We start from the raw sequence: 15482 nt of genomic DNA on the forward strand, positions 1-15482 counted from the left end.
CCCGCAGCTCGTGGGCGCGGTGCGAGCTGCGGAACGTGCCGCTCGCGGGGGGTCAGCCCCGCGGCTCGAGGAACTCGAGGCGGTTGCCGAAGGGGTCGTGGGCGTAGAAGCGGCGGAAGCCCGGGAAGTCGCCGTCCCAGGTCACGTCCTGCCCGGTGGCGGCGACGCGGCGGGCCACGTCGTCGAGGTCGTCGACCAGGATCCCCGGGTGGGCCTTGCGCGCCGGGCAGAAGTCGTCCTCGACCCCGAGGTGCAGCTCCAGCCCGCCGCCCCGGAACCACGCGCCGCCCCGCGCGGCGAGCACCGGCGGCTTGGCGATCTCGACCATGCCGAGGACGCCCGCGTAGAAGCCGCGCGCCGCGTCCTCCTTTCCGGCGGGCATGGCGAGCTGGGTGTGGTGGAGCCCGGTGAACACCTCACCAGTCTGGTCGGCGGCGGCGGGACGCCCATGATCGCTCCAGGTGCTCCGTCCACCCGATGTCACGGGGTCTGCGGAGCAGCGGGAGCGATCATGCTCGCCCGGAACCGTCGGCGAGGTGGTGCACCGACGCCGCGAAGGAGTCCGCGGCGCGCCGGCGGGCGGCGAGGGAGCGCGTGCCGACCTCGGTGAGGCGGTAGCGCCGGGGGTCGCGGGTCGAGCGCGAGACGAGCCGGTTGCGCTGGAGACGGTGCAGGCTCGGCACGATCCGCGAGTACGGCAGGTCGAGGGCGTCCCCGACCTGGGTGCGGAGGGTCTGCGCCACCTCGTCCTGGCGCTTCGGGCCGTCGGCGAGCGCGGCGAGGACGAGGGCGTCGATCTGGCCCCGGTCCCGGATGCGGGCCCGGGAGCCCGACGGTGCAGGTCGGGACGTCGTGGTCATGACCAGCAGGGTTACCGGGAAGTCGGGGCCGTGACACTCCCCCGGCGGGCTCAGCCGGTTGGGACGGGCGGGCCAGCGGGAGTGGACGCCAGCACCGGGAACCGCCTCGCCGCGGCGCCGGGCCGCGCCCTAGTCTGCGTCGCCGTGACCACGGGGAGGGAGACGGTACGGCGGGCCCTCGCGGCCGCCGGCGCACCACGCGACATCGAGGTCTTCACGACGCCCGTGCCCTCGGCCGCCGCGGCCGCCGAGCAGCTCGGCTGCGAGGTCGGGGCGATCGCCAACAGCCTGGTCTTCACCGCCGGCGACGGCGTGGTGCTCGTGCTCGCGTCCGGCGCGCACCGGGTGGACCCCGGCCGCGTGGCGGTGCACCTCGGCGTCGCCAAGCGCCGGGTGAAGCGTGCGGACCCCGACACCGTGGAGCGCGCGACCGGGCAGCGCGTGGGCGGGGTCGCGCCGATCGGGCACCCCGCACCGTTGCCCTGCGTCGTGGACGTCGCGCTGACCGCGTTCGGCACGGTGTGGGCGGGAGCGGGCGACGAGCACTCGATGTTCCCGACCACCGCCGCCGAGCTCGTCGACCTCACCGGCGGGACGCTGCTCGAGGTCGCCGACTGACGCGGCCGTCGGCGGCGACCGTCCGCGCCCTGGTCGACGACCAGTTCCCGCGGTGGGCCGGTCTGGCTCTCGAACCGGTCCCGGTCGACGCCGGGTCCGACCACGTCCTGCACCGCCTCGGCGACGACCTCGTCGCCCGCTTCCCGGTACGGGCCTCCGCGGCCGCCCAGGTGGCCGTCGAGCAGCGGTGGCTCCCGGTCCTCGCGCCCGCCGTGCCGGTCCCGATCCCCGCACCGGTCGGCCGCGGGCGGCCCGGGCACGGCTACCCCTGGCCGTGGTCGGTGCTGCGCTGGCTGCCCGGCGAGGACGCGACCCGGGCGCCGGTCGCCGACCCCCACGCGCTCGCCCGCGATGTCGCCGCCGTCGTCCGTGGGCTGCGCGGGGTCGACACCGCCGGCGGCCCGAACCCGACGGTTTCCGGACGGGGCGTCCCGCTCGCCGATCGCGACGGTGAGGTGCGCGCGGCCCTGGACGCGCTGCGCGCCGACCCCGAGCCGGGGATCGACCTCGCGGCCGCCGGGCGGGTCTGGGACGACGCGCGGGCCGCGCCCGTCCACGACGGACCCCCGTCGTGGCTGCACGGCGACCTCCTGCCCGGAAACCTGCTGATCGGCGGCGGGCGGCTGAGCGCGGTGATCGACTTCGGCTGTGCGGGCGTGGGCGACCCGGCGTGCGACCTCCTCCCCGCCTGGGCGGTGCTGCCGCCCGGCGCCCGGGCGACGTTCCAGGACGCGGTCGGCGCCGACGAGGAGTCGTGGCGACGCGGGCGTGGCTGGGCCCTCGCGTTCGGCCTCGTCGCGCTGCCGTACCACCGCACCCGCACGCCGGCCCTGGCCCGCGTCGCCCGGCGCGCCGTGATCGAGGCGGTCTCGGGCGCGTGAGCCCGCTCTCAGATATGGACGCACCGTTCTTTTCCTGCTTCGATATGAACACTTAGTCCACATCGTAGTCCGGGAGCAACCGATGAGCAGCACCGAGCCCAGCACCCGCGTCGCCCTCGTGACCGGCGGGTCCGGGGGGATCGGCCGGGCCGTGGCCGAGCGCCTCGCGGCCGACGACATGGCCGTCGGCGTGCACTACGCGGGCAACAAGGCGCGCGCCGAGGAGGTCGTCGCCGCGATCGAGGGCGCCGGCGGACGGGCGATCGCCGTCGGCGGCGACGTCGCCGAACCCGAGGAGATGGCGTCCGCGTTCGATGCCGTCGAGGAGGCCTTCGGCGGCCTCGACGTCGTCGTGAACACCGCCGGGATCATGACCCTGGCCCCGATCGCCGAGCTCGACCTCGACGACCTCGACCGCATGCACCGCACCAACATCCGCGGCACGGTCGTCGTCGCGCAGCAGGCCGCCCGCCGGGTCCGCCGCGGTGGGGCGATCGTCGCGTTCTCGACGTCGGTCACGCGGCTGTCCTTCCCGACCTACGGCGGGTACGTCGCCAGCAAGGGCGCGGTCGAGGCGCTCGTGCCGGTGCTCGCCCGGGAGATGCGCGGCCGCGACGTCACCGTCAACGCCGTCGCTCCCGGACCCACGGCGACGCCGCTGTTCCTCGACGGCAAGACCGACGAGCAGGTCGCGGGCCTCGCCGCCGCGCCGCCGCTCGAGCGCCTCGGGCAGCCCGCCGACATCGCCGAGGCCGTCGCGTTCCTCGCCGGGCCGGCCCGGTGGGTCAACGGCCAGACCCTGTTCGCCAACGGCGGGCTCGCCTGAGCATGGAGACCGGGGAACGGCGCGAGCGGCGGGGCCGCGGTCGCCGCCCCGCGGACGAGGTCCGGGGCGAGGTGCTGTCGGCGGCGGCGGAGCTGCTGCTCGCCGAGGGGATGGGCGGATTCACCTTCGAGCGGGTCTCCGCGGTCTCCGGGGCGAGCCGGACGACGTTGCACAAGTGGTGGCCGTCCCGCGGCGCCCTGGCCCTCGAGGCCTACTTCCGCACCGTCGAGAGCACCCTCGCCTTCCCCGACACGGGCGACATCGCCGCGGACCTGACCGAGCAGGTCACCGCCTTCGTGCGGCTGATGACGCGGACGGCGGCGGGACGGGTGATCGCCGAACTGATCGGCTCCGCGCAGACCGACCCGGAGCTCGCCGGGGCCTACCGCGAGCACTACTCGGCCCCCCGGCGGGCGCTGGCCGTCGCGGCCGTCGAGCAGGCCCGCGACCGCGGCGAGCTGCGGGCCGACGTCGACGCGGAGGCGGTGGTCGACCAGCTGTGGGGCGCCTGCTACCACCGCCTGCTGATCCCCGACCAGCCGCTCACCGAGGCGTTCGCGCGCACGCTCGTCGATCAGCTCGTGCACGGGATCGGGCGGGGCTGAGCACCGGCACAGCGATCGGAGGACACGCCCGCGAGCCGCCGTCTCGCGATCGTTGACCGGGGCGTAACATCGGTGTCGGTCCTTCTGGATCGATCCCGTTCCACCGTTGGAGAGAACGCCCGTGCCTGCCAGCACATCCCCCGAATCCGAGGTCGACGCCCTCGACACCGAGATCGCCGAGCTGCGTCAGATCCTCGACCGCCTCGACGGCCTCACCCACCAGGCGCGCACCCGCCTGCGCCGCATCGAGCAGCACCGCAACGGCGTCGACGCCCGCTGGATCGAGCGCTCCCTGCGCTGACGCCGCGCTCCGTCCGAGTCCCGGCCCGCCCCGCACGTCGTGGGGCGGGCCGTCGTGTGTCCGGAGCCGGAAACCTTGGGCATGCACGAAAATTTGGCATTCCCAAGGATTTGCGCCTACCGTGGCGCCGTGGCCGGGCTCCGGGAGCGCAAGAAGGCGCAGACACGTCAGCACATCGCCGACACCGCGGCGCGGCTGTTCGCGGCGCACGGCTACGACGAGGTCGCCATCGCCGACGTCGCCCGCGCCGCGGAGGTCTCCGACCAGACCGTCTACAACTACTTCCCCACCAAGCTGGACCTCGCGCTCGACCGGGCCGACGAGATCCGCGAGCAGCTGTCCAGCGCGGTCCTCGACCGGCCGGCGGGCACCACCCCCGCGGAGGCGCTCCGCGGCATCGCGCGCCGGGCCCTGGGCGTGCACCGACGCTCCGAGCTCGATCACGCCCGCGGCGAGCTCCCCGCCCTCGCCGCCGGCAGCCCCGCGATCCGCCGGGCCGTGCTCGAGACCTTCGACCGGCAGGTCGAGGCCGTCGCCGAGGCCATCACCGGGTCCGACCCGACGGTCCACCCCGCGGTCGCGCGGGCGCGCGCGGCGGGCCTGCTCTGGATCTTCCAGCACATCGCCGACCGCGTCGGACGCGGCGTCCTCGACGGCCGCCCACCCGCCGTCGTGGCCGACGAGCTCGCCCCCGAGGTCGAGGCGGTCTTCGACGACCTCGACCGCCCCTTCCGCAGCATCCAGGAGGACCCCCGATGAGCACCCCGGTCACCATCATCGGCGCCGGGCTCGGCGGGCTCGTGCTCGCCCGCGTCCTGCACGTCCACGGCATCCCGTCCACCGTGTACGAGTCCGAGATCTCGGCGACGGCCCGTGCCCAGGGCGGGCTGCTGGACATCCACGCCGAGGACGGCCAGCCCGCGCTCGAGGCCGCGGGCCTGTCCGAGGGGTTCCGCGACCTGGTCCTCGAGGGTCGCCAGCAGTACCGCGTCCTCGACATCGCCGGCACCGTGCTGCTCGACCGGCCCGACGACGGCACCGGCGGGCGTCCCGAGGTGCCGCGGGCCGACCTCCGCCGGCTCCTGCTCGACGCGCTGCCCGACGGCGCGGTCCGCTGGGGCCACCGGGTGACCGGCGTCCGCGGCCTCGGCGACGGCCGCCACGAGCTGACGTTCACCGACGGCGGCGTCGTCACGACCGACCTGCTCGTCGGCGCGGACGGCGCCTGGTCCCGGGTCCGGCCGCTGGTCTCGGACGCGGTCCCGGCCTACGTCGGCGAGTCGTTCGTCGAGACCTGGCTGTTCGACGCCGACACACGCCACCCGGCCGCCGCCGCGGCCGTCGGCGGCGGGTCGCTGTTCGCGCTCGACTCGGGGCAGGAGTGGATCGGCGCCCACCGGGAGGGCGGCGGGACCCTGCACGCCTACGTGGCGCTCTCCCGGCCGCAGGAGTGGTTCGACGCGATCGACTTCGACGACCGCGACGCGGCCACCGCCGCCGTCGCGCGGGAGTTCGACGGGTGGGCACCGGAGCTCACCGCGCTGATCACCGAGAGCGACGTGGCGCCGGTCCTGCGACCCCACCACACGCTGCCGGCCGGGCACCGCTGGGAACGGGTCCCCGGGGTGACGCTGGTCGGCGACGCCGCCCACCTGACACCGCCGAACGGCGAGGGCGCCAACCTGGCGATGCTCGACGGCGCCGAGCTCGCGGCCGCCCTCGCCGCCCACCCCGACGACGTCGAGGCCGCGCTCGCCGTCTACGAGGACGCGATGTTCGCCCGCAGCGCCGCGGTCGCCGCCGCCACGCAGGAGGCCGACCAGGGGAACCCGACCGTCCAGGACGTCGTCGCGTTCTTCAGCCGGGCCTCGTAGCCGGACCTCAGGCCGCGAGGGCCGCGTACCGGCCCTCGCGGTCGACCAGCTCGGCGTGCGTGCCGGTCTCGACGACGCGGCCGTGGTCGAGCACCGCGATCCGGTCGGCGTGGCGCACGGTGGACAGGCGGTGGGCGATCGTCAGCGTCGTGCGGTGTCGCGCGAGGTCGTCGAGCGCGAGCTGCACGGCGCGCTCGGTCTCCGTGTCCAGCGCGCTCGTGGCCTCGTCCAGGACGAGCACACGCGGGTCGCGCAGCAGCGTGCGGGCGATCGCGATGCGCTGCTTCTCGCCGCCGGAGAACCGGTGGCCGCGCGCGCCGACCATCGTGTCGTAGCCGTCGGGCAGGTCGGCCACGACCTCGTGGATGCGTGCGGCGCGTGCGGCCGCCTCGATCTCGGCGTCGGTCGCGTCCGGCTTGGCCGCGCGCAGGTTCTCGCGCACGGTGGTGTGCAGCAGGTAGGTCTCCTGGCTCACCACGCCGACGACGCCCGCGAGGTCGGCCAGGCGAAGGTCGCGCAGGTCGACGCCGTCGATCGTGATCCGCCCGGCGTCGAGGTCGTGGAGCCGGGCGACGAGTGCGCCGAGCGTGGTCTTGCCCGATCCCGTCTCCCCCACCAGCGCGAGCGTCGTGCCCGCCGGGATCGCGAGGTCGACGTCGTCGAGCGCGGGCCGGTCGCCGCCGGGGTGGGTGAACGTGACGCCGTCGATCGCGACGTCGCCGCGCACGTCGCCCAGCTCGACCGGGTGCTCCGGGTCGGCGATGTCGACGGTCAGGTCCTGGTACTCGAAGATCCGTGAGAACAGGGCCAGCGAGCTGGCCACCTGGACGCCGACGTCGAGCAGGCCGGAGAGCGGCCGGAAGATGCTGCCCTGCAGCGCGGTGAAGGCGACGAGCGTGCCGATCGAGAGCTCGCCGAGGGTCCACGGCAGGCCGGCGCCGAGATAGATCACGGCGGGGATCGCCGCGAACACCACGCTCATGGTGGCCATCCGCCAGCGCCCGGCGAGCTGGGAGCGGATCTCGAGGTCGGTGAGACGCAGCGAGGACGACGTGAACCGCTCGACGAGGGCAGGACCGGTGCCGAGCGTGCGGTGCAGCGCGGCGGCGTCGACCGACAGGCCCTCCTCGATGGTGACGTTGAGGTCGGCGAGCTCGCGCTGGCGCGCGGCGGTCAGCTCGCGGCGCAGGCGCGCGACGCGGCGGCTGATCAGCACGGCCGGCGGCAGCACGACGAGCGTGATCAGCGAGAGCTGCCAGGACAGGGCGACCATCGCCACGGCGGTCGCGACGACGGTGGTGAGGTTGGCGGCGATCGAGGTGGCCGTCGACGTGACGACGGTCTGCATGCCGCCGATGTCGTTGGTGATGCGCGACTGCACCTCGCCGGTGCGGGTGCGCGTGAAGAAGCCCAGCGACTGGCGCTGCAGGTGGGCGAAGACGTCGGTGCGCAGCCGGTGCATGACGCGCTGCCCGACGCCGGTGGAGATCCAGGTCTGGACGACGCCGAGCACGGAGGTCACCGCGGCGACACCGATCATGCCGGCGGCCAGCATCGCGAGCAGGGGTACGTCGCGGTGGGGCAGCGCGTCGTCGATGACGGCGCGCAGCAGGAACGGCGAGGCCAGCCCGACGACCGACGACGCCGCGATGACGGCGACGACGACGGCGAGCGGGCCGCGGTGGGGACCGAACAGGCGCGCGATGCGCCGCAACGAGACCCGGCGGGCCTCCTCGGCCTCGCGGGCCCGGGTCTCGGGTGGGGGTTCGACAGGGCGGGGCAAGGGGCGCCTCCGGGGAGGAGTGGTGGACCGAAGTTTGTTGAGGTTACCTCATCATGAGGTGACAACAGCATCCGGCGCTACGCTGTTCCCGTGCACGATGCGGCCCGCGACGACGGTTCGCTGGCCGACGCCTTCTGGCTCGTCGCCCGCCGGCTGCGCCACCAGTCGCGCGAGGCCCTCGCGCCCTACGGGGTCTCCCGCTCCCAGCTGCGGGCCCTCGACGTGCTGCTGCACCACGGCGCTCTGCGCCCGGGCGAGCTGGCCGAGCACCTGCGCATCGCGCCCCGCTCGGCCACCGAGGTCGTCGACGCCCTCGAGGAGCGCGGTCTCGTCGAGCGCCGGCCCGATCCGGCGGACCGCCGCGCCCGGCAGGTGACGGCGACGCCCACGGGTGCCGAGCTCGCCGAGGCCGTGCGGGCGACGCGGGCCGCCGAGGCCGACCGCGTGTTCGCCCGGCTCGACGACGCCGACCGGGTCGAGCTGGGCCGCCTCCTGCGCCGGCTCGCGGAGGACTGACCGCGCGTACGCTGATGTCAGGAACTGTCATCAGGGAGGCCGGCGTGAGCGGGAGCGAGATCTGGATCCTCGGGGCCACCGGGCGCAGCGGGCGCGCGATCGCGGCACGGGTCGCCGGACGCGGCGCGCCCGTCGCGCTGGTCGGGCGTGACGCCGAGCGCCTCCAGGAGGTGGCCGCCGGGACCGGCGACGGGACCGGCGGGGTCCGTTCGGTGGTCGCCGGGGACGTCGCGGCGATGGCGGAGCGCATCCGCAGCCAGCACCCCGCCGTCGTCGTGAACACCGTCGGACCCTTCGCCGCCACCGCGGTGCCCGTCGCCCGGGCCTGCCTCGCGGGCGGCAGCCACTACCTCGACCTCGCCAACGACGTCGCGTCCGCCGGCGCCGTGCTGCACCTCCACGACGAGGCGGTCGCCGCCGGCCGCACGGTCGTCACCGGCGCGGGCTTCGGCATCGTCGCCGCCGAGGCCGCCGTGACCGCGCTGTGCCGGGACCGCCCCGTGCCCGCGGCCGTCCGGACCGACACCGTCCCGTCCCTGGCGAGCGACGGCGGCCGGGTCGGCGAGGCCCTGGCCGCGTCGCTGATCGACGCGCTGCCCGACGGCGGGCGCCGCTACCGCGACGGGCGCCTGGTGCGCACCCGGCTCGGCGCGGACGCGGCCGAGGTCGCGCTCCCCGACGGCGACCGCGTCACCACGGTCGGCGCCCCGTTCGGCGATCTCGTGGCGGCCTGGCGCGCCAGCGGGGCGCCCGACGTCGTCGCCGCGACCAGCGAGCTCCCGAGCTCGCCGCCGGCCCGGGTGGCCCTGCCCCTCGCCGGCGCCGTGCTGTCGATCGGCCCGCTGCGCCGTGTCGCCCGCCGGCGGTTCGCCGAGGTGTCGCTGCCGGCACGGGACCGTCCCCGCGAGCACTCCTGGGCCCGGGCGACGGGGCGGTGGGACGACGGCACCGCGCGGGAGCAGTGGCTGCGCCTCGGCGACGCCTCCGAGTTCACGAGCACCGCGGCCGCGGTCGTCGCCACCCGGCTCGCGGCCGGACGGGCCCGGCCCGGCGCCGACACGCCCGTCGCCGCCCTGGGGCTCGACGTGGCGACCGAGGCCGGCGGGACGCTCCTGACGTGATCAGGCGCCGTCGAGGACCGCGCGCAGCGTGGCGGCGAACTCGTCGGGCTTGCCCGGCCAGCCGAACTCCCCGTCGAGGAAGCCGCCGTGGTGGCTCGGGAAGACGACGGCCTCCCGGCCGAGCGCCGCGGCCGTCGCCCGGCCCGTCCGCGCCGTGTAGGTGTCACCGGTCTCCTCGCCCACGGCGATCACGACGCGGGTGGGCACCGAGGTCAGCCGATCGACGTCGAGGACGTAGTCGGTGACGGCCAGCGACCGGTCGGAGAGCAGCGGGTCGTCGCGCGAGCCGTCGTCCTCGGTCGGCATCCCGAACATCCCGGGGTCGGGCGCGGGCTGGGCGAAGTACGCGTCGGTGAACTCGCCCGGCCAGGAGCCCAGCGCCATGAAGCCCGCCATGCCGTGGCCCCATCCTTTGGCCTGGTAGGCCTCGCGGAACTGCCGGCTCGCGCGGTGGGCGGCCTCGGCGTCCGGCAGGACGCCGGTGATCGGCGGCTCGTGCGCCACGAGCGTCACGACGTCCTCGGGGTGCGCGGTGACGAGCTGCAGGCCGGTGACCGCACCCCCGCTGCTGCCGAACACCTCCACCGGGCCGGCGCCGATCTCCGCGATCAGGGCGTGCAGGTCCTCGGCCTGGGTCTGCGGCGTGTTGTCGGTGCGGCCGTCGGAGCGGGTGCTGCGCCCGAGACCGCGGGGGTCGTAGGCCACGACGGTGCGGTCGGCGAACCGCGCGGCGAGCGCCCGGAAGCCGCTGGCGTCCATCGGCTGGCCGATCATCAGCAGCACCGGGCGCCCGTCGGCGGGCGGCAACGGCCCGTGGACGTCGTAGACGATCTCGGCACCGTCCGCGTGGAGCACCTTGGTCTCGGCCACGACCCGACCTCCCGGAGTACTGTTCTCGGACCAACGAGTTGTAGCGTTGCGTTCAACCGGGAGGTTGTCAAGAACGGGACTGCGCCCGCCGGGCCGCAGCGATCACCTCGGTGAGCGCCCCGTGCAGGTCGCGCAGCTCGTCGAGGCCCATGTCCAGGCGCTCCACGATCGCCGGCGGGATGCGCTCGGCCCGGTCGCGCAGCGCGACCCCGGCGGGGGTCAGGCGCACGGCCAGCGTGCGCTCGTCGCCCGGCGAGCGCCCCCGGGTGAGGTAACCGGCCGCCTCGAGGCGCTTGAGCAGCGGCGAGAGGGTGCCGGGATCGAGCTCCAGGCGACGGCTCAGCTCCGTCACCGACAGCGGCGCCTCACCCCAGAGCGCCAGCATGACCAGGTACTGCGGATGGGTCAGGTTCATCGGCTCCAGCAGCGGCCGGTACACCGAGATCACGGTGCGGGCGGCGACCGCGAGGGCGAAGCAGACCTGGTTCTCCAGGGCCAGCGGGTCGATGTTCTCGAGCGTGGCCTCCCGCGTGCTGTCGTCCATCCCACTCCTCCCGTGACCCGATGACGGTCATACTAATGGTGTGCAAACCCTTGGGGCACCAAGCAAGGAGGCTTACGTGCCCGGACCGAACGCCACGCGACCGAACCCGCTGCAGTGGCCCTGGTACGCCTACGGCGGCGGGCTGCCCGCGCGCTGCGCGCCGTGGGTCCTGCACGACACGACCTGCCGCACGTGGTGGGTGCGCCACCTCCTGCGCGCCGTCGTCCAGATCGCCCCGTTCGTCATCGCGATCATCGTCTTCGTCCCGGGCCCGCTCTGGCTGCGCACGATGTGCGCCCTCGGCGGGGCGATCATGGGCCTCATCTTCTCGGTGAGCTACCTGCACGAGACCGCCGAGCACCGCCTGGTCAAGGCCGGTTACCCGCCGGGCACCGGACCGGCCGCGCGGGCCGAGCGCACCGCGGACCGTGACGCCGCGGCCGCGGAGCGCTACGCCGCCCGCTACCGGACACCGCCGGGGTCCTGAGCAGCTCTCGCGAGGGGCAGACTGTGCCCCGTGAGCACGCCCGAAACCCCGGACTCCCTCGGCGGCGACGACCCCGACACCGTCGACGACACCTCGCTCGAGCAGCTCGACGAGGCCGAGTCGCTCGACGACCGCGACCTCGACGACCAGCTCGACGAAGGCGTCTCCCCCAACGAGCAGCCGTGGGGCACCGACGCCTGGGGCACCACGCAGGAGGAGGAGGAAGAGGGCGAGCCGCTCGCGGGCCGGCTGCGTCGCGAGGTCCCGGACGACGACGTCGACGACGAGGACGACGACGGCCTCGGCGACGCGAGCGACACGGACGGCGAGCTCTGGGACGACGAGGTCGGCGAGGCGCGCTCGGGGCGCCTGGTCCTGCGGGAGGACGGCGAGGACTTCTACGCCGACGACGTCGGCGTCGACGGGGCGGGCGCCAGCGCCGAGGAGGCCGCGATCCACCTGGTGGACGACGAGCGCTGAGCGATCACGTTCGCACCGGCACCGCGTCGTGCACGGGGAGCGTGTGGCTGATCGACGCGGCGGCCGCGGCGAGCTCCACCGAGGTCGGCTTCTTCTTGCGCCCGGCGCGGCGGGCGAGCGGGATGCCGAGGGCGCTGACGACGACCAGGGCGAGGCAGGACGCCGAGAACGCGGTGGCGAGGGCGTCGGGCGGGGACGCTCCCTGGGCCGTCTGGTTCGCGTCGACCGAGGTGTAGAGCCCGGCGACGACCGCGGTCACGACCGCGCCGCCGACGTAGCGGGCCATGTTCGAGATCCCGGAGGCCGCGCCGACCTGGGCCGGGGGCACCGACTCCGTCGCGGCGGACGACGCGGGGCCGTTGGACAGGCTCAGGCCCAGCGCGACGGCGAGCAGTCCGGGCAGGAACATGAGGTAGGACCAGCCGGCGCCCACGAAGGTCAGCAGGACGAAGCCGCCGGTGAGCAGCAGGAAGCCCAGGACGACCACCGGGCGGCCCCCGAAGCGGTGGGCCAGGGGGGCCACGGCGGGCGCCGCGATCACGACCACCAGCGCCACCGGCAGGCACGCGAGGCCGGCCTGCAGGCTGCTCATGCCGAACGCCGCAGGGCTCTGGAAGTACAGGCTGATCAGGAACGAGATCCCGGCGATCGCGCCGGCGCCGATGAGGATCGCGATCGTCGACACGACGAGCAGCAGGTTGCGCAACAGCGCGAGGTCCACCAGCGGCGCGGTCACCCGGCGCTCGACGAGGACGAAGCCGACGACCGCCAGCGCCGAGACGACGAAGCAGCCGATCGTCGCCGCGGAGCCCCAGCCCCACGTGCCGCCCTCGGTGACGGCGAAGACCAGGGGCGCGAGGATCGCGGCCACCAGCACCGTGCCGGCGTAGTCCACCGAGCGTGGGCGGTCCGGGTCCCGGGACTCCGGCACGGTCGCGATCACCCACGGGATGCACACCACGGCGATGGCGGCGTCGAGCCAGAACAGGCCCTGCCACCCGGTGGCCTCGTTGAGCACGCCGCCGAGCACCGGGCCGGCCGCGGCCCCCGCTGCCGAGGCCGCGCCCCACAGCGTGACCGCCCGCATCCGCGCCTGTCCCTCGGTGGCGACCGAGAGCAGGGACAGCCCCGTCGCGAGGATCCCGGCGCCCGCCGCGCCCTGGATGACGCGGCCGAGGACGACCATCTCGCCGGTGCGGGCGAGCGCGATGAGCACGCACGAGGCCACGAACAGCACCAGCCCGGCGACGAAGAGACGGCGACGCCCGAAGACGTCGCCCAGGACGCCCGAGGTGACGATGGTCGCCGCGCCGACCAGCAGGTAGCCGGTCACGGCCCACTGCAGCAGGTCGATCGAGGCGCCGAGGTCGGCACTGATCGACGGCAACAGGATGCTGACCGCCGAGGTGTTCGCGTTGACCACGAACGTCGACAGGCAGCTCGTGCCCAGCGCGCCGGCGGCCGCGGCACGCCCGACCCGGGCCGTCGTCGCCCCGGTGACCTCCATCCGGACCTCCCTCTCCCCGCCACTCCCCGCGGCCGGTCCGCAGTCTCGGGCGATCCGAGGGGTGGGCGCCTCATCCGCCGCGGGTGAGGGCGCGCCCACGGTCGGAGGACGCGGCTCCCGGCCGGGTCGGGCGCTCTCATCCGTCGCGGGTGAGGTCCGGCCGTGGCGCAGGGAGCACCGTTCCGCCACAGCGATCCGACGTGTGTCTGGAGGAGACCATGACCGAACAGCAGATCCCGACCCCGATGACAGGGTCCTCGATGCCCCGGACGGAGAACGGGGTGTCCGCCCCGGCGCGCTCCGGCGCCTGGATGGGATGGGTCCGCTTCGCGGGCGTCATGATGACGATCATCGGCGCGTTCGCCGTGGTCGAGGGCTTCTTCGCCCTGTTCTCGCCGACCTACGTGACGCTCACCGGCGCCGGGGTCCTGCTCTTCGACCTCTCGGCGTGGGGCTGGATCCACCTCCTGATCGGCATCCTGGTGCTGGCGACCGGCCTGGCGCTCATCGGCAGCGCTCCGGGGTGGGCCCGCGGAGTCGGCATCACCCTGCTGGCGATCAACACCGTGGTGCAGCTGGCCTTCATGCCGGCGTACCCCTTCTGGTCGCTGGTGCTGATCGTGCTCGACATCGTCGTGATCTACGCGCTGATGGTCACCTGGGGCCAGGACGCCGACCGCTGATCCGGCACGGGGAGCGCGGGGGTGGTCGTGGAGGCCGGAGGCGCCGAGACGCCGTCGTGGCGGCGGATCACGCTGGTCCTCACGCGGTCGCTGGCCACCGTCGCGCTCCTCGTCGTCGTGTACTTCGCGGCGCCCCTGCACCCGCAGGAGGACACCGGCACGCTGGTCCTCTTCCTGGCGGGGTTCGTCGCGCTGGTCGCGATGATCGTCTGGCAGTTGCGCGCGATCGTGGGCGCCCGCTACCCGGGCCTGCGGGCCGTGGAGGCCTTCGCGAGCGCGATCCCGCTGTTCCTGCTCCTCTTCGCGACGACGTACGTGGTGGTCGCCGCGGCGCGGCCCGACACGTTCACCGAGTCCCTGGACCGGGTCGACGGCCTGTACTTCACCGTGACCGTGTTCGCGACCGTCGGCTTCGGCGACATCGCCCCGGTGAGCTCGACGGCCCGCATCCTGGTGACCGTCCAGATGGTCGCCGACCTGCTGGTGCTCGGGCTGCTCGTCAACTCGGTGCTCGAGGCGGTCCGCCGCGGACGCTCCCGGCGCAGCTCCCCCGACCCCGCCCCCGACACCCCCGACACCCCCGCTGCCCCCGACCACCGTGAGGAGCCGTCGCGATGACGACACCGATCCGCCCTCCGAGCCGTGGGTGGCACGTCGACGTGCCGCTGCTGGGGCCGGTCGGCTGGCCGCCCACCGGGACCCTCGCCTTCGTGGTGGTCCTCGGCGGCCTCGCCGCCGCGGAGGTCGTGGCCTGGCCGGTGGCGATCGCCGTCGGCGTCGGGCACGTGCTCGCGCGCGACCACGACCACCGGGTGCTCCGGGAACTCGGCGAGGGGTTGGAGGTGGCGTGATGCTCGACGACGCCGAACGGCACGCCCTCGAGGAGACCGAGCGGGCGCTGACCCGGGCCGACCCGGACCTCGACCGCCTCCTGCGGGAGGGTCACTCCCGCCGGCAGCAGGTCATCGCCTGGGTCGGCGGCGTCGTCGGCGCGCTGCTGGTGATCGGGCTGCTCTGGCTCGCCCTCCCGGGTCAGGCACTGATCGTCGCCACGCTGACGACGCTGCTCGTCCTGCGGTACCGGGTGCCCCTGCGGCGGCCCCGCCGCGGCTGACCGTCACCCCTCGGGCCGGGCGGGCACCGGGTGCGCGGCCACGACCCGCAGCCCGAGCAGGTGCAGCTGCTCGAGGATGCCGTGCAGGTGGGCGTCGTCCACGACCGTGCCCCGCAGCACCGCGCCGGGCCGCGTCTGCCCGACGTCCGGATCGGCGTCGACGTCCATGTCGCAGAACGCGTCGCGGGCCTGGACGGGCAGGCGCCCGTCCACGCGGAACTCGTAGAACCGGTCCGTCATCCGTCCTCCCCGGGCTCACCCCCACCCTGGCGGCCCGCGGGTCGGCCCGGCCTCACCCGCCCAGGGTGGCCGGACCGTCGGGTGGACGTCGTTCATCCGGCCCGGGTGATCCGCGACGACCCGCCGACGTCGACGGTCGGGAGCGAGAGGGGCCGCCGGTGCCCCGCGACCT

The 15482-nt window shown here is 75.1% G+C and carries 22 protein-coding genes; 15 read left to right on the forward strand and 7 right to left on the reverse strand.

What is annotated here, in order from left to right; genetic code table 11:
- Nucleotides 1-52: 52 nt before the first annotated feature.
- Together QSK03_RS18610 and QSK03_RS18615 are read right to left on the reverse strand one after the other, a co-directional pair.
- Nucleotides 53-415 (reverse strand): VOC family protein, encoded by a 363-nt coding sequence (locus tag QSK03_RS18610; protein WP_285654933.1) that lies wholly within the window; start codon nucleotides 413-415, stop codon nucleotides 53-55.
- Nucleotides 416-509: 94 nt separating this feature from the next.
- Entirely contained in the window at nucleotides 510-860 is a 351-nt protein-coding gene (locus QSK03_RS18615; protein ID WP_285654936.1) for a PadR family transcriptional regulator, read from the reverse strand.
- A gap of 144 nt (nucleotides 861-1004) precedes the next feature.
- Between QSK03_RS18615 and QSK03_RS18620 the strand changes: the two genes are divergently transcribed.
- From QSK03_RS18620 to QSK03_RS18650, 7 genes are all read left to right on the forward strand, one after another.
- The gene (locus QSK03_RS18620) at nucleotides 1005-1478 is read left to right on the forward strand and encodes a YbaK/EbsC family protein (RefSeq protein ID WP_285654939.1); all 474 of its coding nucleotides are present in this window, start codon (nucleotides 1005-1007) and stop codon (nucleotides 1476-1478) included.
- 29 nt (nucleotides 1479-1507) lie between these two features.
- Nucleotides 1508-2359 carry an aminoglycoside phosphotransferase family protein gene (locus QSK03_RS18625; protein ID WP_285655063.1) on the forward strand — a complete coding sequence of 284 codons (852 nt, stop codon included), beginning with the start codon at nucleotides 1508-1510 and terminating at the stop codon, nucleotides 2357-2359.
- An 82-nt stretch (nucleotides 2360-2441) separates the two neighbouring features.
- On the forward strand, nucleotides 2442-3185 hold the full coding sequence (locus QSK03_RS18630) for an SDR family oxidoreductase (RefSeq protein WP_285654942.1): 744 nt from the start codon (nucleotides 2442-2444) through the stop codon (nucleotides 3183-3185).
- Between the two features lie 2 nt (nucleotides 3186-3187).
- On the forward strand, nucleotides 3188-3790 hold the full coding sequence (locus QSK03_RS18635; RefSeq protein WP_285654945.1) for a TetR-like C-terminal domain-containing protein: 603 nt from the start codon (nucleotides 3188-3190) through the stop codon (nucleotides 3788-3790).
- Nucleotides 3791-3911: 121 nt separating this feature from the next.
- Nucleotides 3912-4091, forward strand: a complete 180-nt coding sequence (locus tag QSK03_RS18640) for a hypothetical protein (protein ID WP_285654948.1) — start codon at nucleotides 3912-3914, stop codon at nucleotides 4089-4091.
- 129 nt (nucleotides 4092-4220) lie between these two features.
- Entirely contained in the window at nucleotides 4221-4850 is a 630-nt protein-coding gene (locus QSK03_RS18645) for a TetR/AcrR family transcriptional regulator (RefSeq protein WP_285654951.1), read from the forward strand.
- On the forward strand, nucleotides 4847-5965 hold the full coding sequence (locus QSK03_RS18650) for an FAD-dependent oxidoreductase (RefSeq protein WP_285654954.1): 1119 nt from the start codon (nucleotides 4847-4849) through the stop codon (nucleotides 5963-5965). Before QSK03_RS18645 ends, QSK03_RS18650 begins: the two co-directional genes overlap by 4 nt.
- Before the next feature lie 7 nt (nucleotides 5966-5972).
- Here the strand turns inward: QSK03_RS18650 and QSK03_RS18655 are convergent, their stop codons facing one another.
- On the reverse strand, nucleotides 5973-7748 hold the full coding sequence (locus tag QSK03_RS18655) for an ABC transporter ATP-binding protein (RefSeq protein WP_285654957.1): 1776 nt from the start codon (nucleotides 7746-7748) through the stop codon (nucleotides 5973-5975).
- Nucleotides 7749-7838: 90 nt separating this feature from the next.
- Between QSK03_RS18655 and QSK03_RS18660 the strand changes: the two genes are divergently transcribed.
- Both QSK03_RS18660 and QSK03_RS18665 read left to right on the forward strand, forming a co-directional pair.
- Nucleotides 7839-8264, forward strand: coding sequence for a MarR family winged helix-turn-helix transcriptional regulator (locus QSK03_RS18660; RefSeq protein WP_285654960.1), 426 nt, complete (start codon nucleotides 7839-7841; stop codon nucleotides 8262-8264).
- A 44-nt stretch (nucleotides 8265-8308) separates the two neighbouring features.
- A complete protein-coding gene (locus tag QSK03_RS18665; protein WP_285654963.1) occupies nucleotides 8309-9385 on the forward strand; it encodes a saccharopine dehydrogenase NADP-binding domain-containing protein in 1077 nt (358 codons plus the stop codon).
- Here the strand turns inward: QSK03_RS18665 and QSK03_RS18670 are convergent, their stop codons facing one another.
- Complete coding sequence (locus tag QSK03_RS18670; protein WP_285654966.1) at nucleotides 9386-10255, reverse strand: alpha/beta fold hydrolase; 870 nt, start codon at nucleotides 10253-10255, stop codon at nucleotides 9386-9388.
- A 67-nt stretch (nucleotides 10256-10322) separates the two neighbouring features.
- Nucleotides 10323-10799 carry a MarR family winged helix-turn-helix transcriptional regulator gene (locus QSK03_RS18675; protein WP_285654968.1) on the reverse strand — a complete coding sequence of 159 codons (477 nt, stop codon included), beginning with the start codon at nucleotides 10797-10799 and terminating at the stop codon, nucleotides 10323-10325.
- Between the two features lie 76 nt (nucleotides 10800-10875).
- Here QSK03_RS18675 and QSK03_RS18680 point away from each other — a divergent pair, with 76 nt between their 5' ends.
- Entirely contained in the window at nucleotides 10876-11286 is a 411-nt protein-coding gene (locus tag QSK03_RS18680; RefSeq protein WP_285654970.1) for a DUF5313 family protein, read from the forward strand.
- 30 nt (nucleotides 11287-11316) lie between these two features.
- On the forward strand, nucleotides 11317-11766 hold the full coding sequence (locus tag QSK03_RS18685; protein WP_285654973.1) for a DUF5709 domain-containing protein: 450 nt from the start codon (nucleotides 11317-11319) through the stop codon (nucleotides 11764-11766).
- Between the two features lie 4 nt (nucleotides 11767-11770).
- Here QSK03_RS18685 and QSK03_RS18690 read toward each other — a convergent pair whose 3' ends face one another.
- On the reverse strand, nucleotides 11771-13273 hold the full coding sequence (locus tag QSK03_RS18690) for an MFS transporter (RefSeq protein ID WP_285654976.1): 1503 nt from the start codon (nucleotides 13271-13273) through the stop codon (nucleotides 11771-11773).
- A gap of 218 nt (nucleotides 13274-13491) precedes the next feature.
- Between QSK03_RS18690 and QSK03_RS18695 the strand changes: the two genes are divergently transcribed.
- From QSK03_RS18695 to QSK03_RS18710, 4 genes are read left to right on the forward strand one after another with little or no spacing between them, the layout of a single operon-like run.
- Nucleotides 13492-13956, forward strand: a complete 465-nt coding sequence (locus QSK03_RS18695) for a DUF7144 family membrane protein (protein WP_285654978.1) — start codon at nucleotides 13492-13494, stop codon at nucleotides 13954-13956.
- A gap of 21 nt (nucleotides 13957-13977) precedes the next feature.
- Nucleotides 13978-14574 (forward strand): potassium channel family protein, encoded by a 597-nt coding sequence (locus QSK03_RS18700; protein WP_285654981.1) that lies wholly within the window; start codon nucleotides 13978-13980, stop codon nucleotides 14572-14574.
- Entirely contained in the window at nucleotides 14571-14807 is a 237-nt protein-coding gene (locus QSK03_RS18705) for a hypothetical protein (RefSeq protein ID WP_285654985.1), read from the forward strand. The genes QSK03_RS18700 and QSK03_RS18705 overlap by 4 nt, the downstream gene beginning before the upstream one ends.
- Entirely contained in the window at nucleotides 14807-15070 is a 264-nt protein-coding gene (locus QSK03_RS18710) for a DUF3040 domain-containing protein (protein WP_285654987.1), read from the forward strand. Before QSK03_RS18705 ends, QSK03_RS18710 begins: the two co-directional genes overlap by 1 nt.
- 3 nt (nucleotides 15071-15073) lie before the next feature.
- On the opposite strand, the gene QSK03_RS18715 is transcribed toward QSK03_RS18710, so the two are convergent.
- The gene (locus QSK03_RS18715) at nucleotides 15074-15310 is read right to left on the reverse strand and encodes a DUF8691 family protein (protein ID WP_285654989.1); all 237 of its coding nucleotides are present in this window, start codon (nucleotides 15308-15310) and stop codon (nucleotides 15074-15076) included.
- Nucleotides 15311-15482: the final 172 nt, after the last annotated feature.

It is taken from the genome of Actinomycetospora sp. NBRC 106375 (assembly GCF_030269665.1).
Classification (GTDB): domain Bacteria; phylum Actinomycetota; class Actinomycetes; order Mycobacteriales; family Pseudonocardiaceae; genus Actinomycetospora.

Coding starts and splice junctions, on each gene's coding strand:
- QSK03_RS18615 (WP_285654936.1), bottom strand. CDS start 860: ATGACCACGACGTCCCGACCTGCACCGTCGGGCTCCCGGGCCCGCATC.
- QSK03_RS18630 (WP_285654942.1), top strand. CDS start 2,442: ATGAGCAGCACCGAGCCCAGCACCCGCGTCGCCCTCGTGACCGGCGGG.
- QSK03_RS18635 (WP_285654945.1), top strand. CDS start 3,188: ATGGAGACCGGGGAACGGCGCGAGCGGCGGGGCCGCGGTCGCCGCCCC.
- QSK03_RS18650 (WP_285654954.1), top strand. CDS start 4,847: ATGAGCACCCCGGTCACCATCATCGGCGCCGGGCTCGGCGGGCTCGTG.
- QSK03_RS18675 (WP_285654968.1), bottom strand. CDS start 10,799: ATGGACGACAGCACGCGGGAGGCCACGCTCGAGAACATCGACCCGCTG.
- QSK03_RS18690 (WP_285654976.1), bottom strand. CDS start 13,273: ATGGAGGTCACCGGGGCGACGACGGCCCGGGTCGGGCGTGCCGCGGCC.
- QSK03_RS18695 (WP_285654978.1), top strand. CDS start 13,492: ATGACCGAACAGCAGATCCCGACCCCGATGACAGGGTCCTCGATGCCC.
- QSK03_RS18705 (WP_285654985.1), top strand. CDS start 14,571: ATGACGACACCGATCCGCCCTCCGAGCCGTGGGTGGCACGTCGACGTG.
- QSK03_RS18710 (WP_285654987.1), top strand. CDS start 14,807: ATGCTCGACGACGCCGAACGGCACGCCCTCGAGGAGACCGAGCGGGCG.
- QSK03_RS18715 (WP_285654989.1), bottom strand. CDS start 15,310: ATGACGGACCGGTTCTACGAGTTCCGCGTGGACGGGCGCCTGCCCGTC.